This is a genomic window from uncultured Faecalibacterium sp. (genome assembly GCF_900066275.1).
In the GTDB taxonomy this organism is placed as follows: Bacteria; Bacillota; Clostridia; order Oscillospirales; family Ruminococcaceae; genus Faecalibacterium; species Faecalibacterium taiwanense.
In genome coordinates, this window is the sequence record NZ_FMFG01000095.1 from 1 (window position 1) to 810 (window position 810).

Below are 810 nucleotides of genomic sequence, written 5' to 3' on the forward strand. Positions count from 1 at the left end.
AGCGGCGGCGCGCCCGGCGGAGAAAGGTGCACAAACTACGCCGCAGCGCAAAAAGAACTGCAAAAAAGCGCAAAAAGAACTTGCCAAACCAGCGCCGCATGATGTATAATTCATATGTGTTAAAGTAAGAGTCAAATGCAACGGGGGCAGAAGAGATCATGGCAGCACCGGACCGCAGAAAACGCAAGAAGAAAGTGGTCGTTAAAACGCTTGTACGGGTGTTTTTTGTCCTGCTGCTGCTGAGTATGCTGGCAGCATACATTTCCAATCAGGTCACCATCAGCTCCAAACGTGCGGAGCTGGACACGCTGAACGAGCAGATCGCCCAGCAAAAGACTGAAAACGAGGAGATGCAGCGCATTCTCAGCGGCGATGCAGACCAGATCACCGAGTGGGTCGCGCGGGATTCTTACAATTACGCTGCACCCAACGAGCGCATCTTTGTGGATGTGACCGGCAGCTGAATTGCTGCCCATTCTATGGAAAACAAGGAGTATTGAGTTTTGGCAATTGAGGTAGGGAACGTATTCGAGGGCCGCGTCACCGGTGTAAAGCCGTTTGGCGCTTTTGTCGCACTGCCGGAGGGCCGTGTAGGCATGGTCCATATTTCCGAGGTGTCCAACGAGTTCGTGCAGGACATTGCAGCTGTTCTGCACGATGGTGATATCGTCAAGGTGCAGGTGATCAACATTGCACCGGATGGCAAGATCGCGCTGTCCATCAAGCGCCTGCTGCCGCCGCCTCCGCGCCCGGCGCGTGAGGGCAGAGGCCCTGCAGGCGGTCCGCGCTCTGGTGGTCCCCGTCCGGGCG

At 56.0% G+C, this 810-nt stretch carries 2 protein-coding genes; both read left to right on the forward strand.

The window, feature by feature from the left end:
* Window positions 1–158: 158 nt before the first annotated feature.
* Window positions 159–464 (forward strand): septum formation initiator family protein, encoded by a 306-nt coding sequence (locus QZL71_RS13155; RefSeq protein WP_005940137.1) that lies wholly within the window; start codon window positions 159–161, stop codon window positions 462–464.
* A gap of 39 nt (window positions 465–503) precedes the next feature.
* On the forward strand, window positions 504–810 hold a 307-nt coding region (locus QZL71_RS13160; RefSeq protein WP_294649203.1), incomplete at its 3' end, for a S1 RNA-binding domain-containing protein.

Bases quoted from the DNA above. Each gene is read 5' to 3' on its own strand.
- QZL71_RS13155 (WP_005940137.1), top strand. From the start codon at position 159: ATGGCAGCACCGGACCGCAGAAAACGCAAGAAGAAAGTGGTCGTTAAA.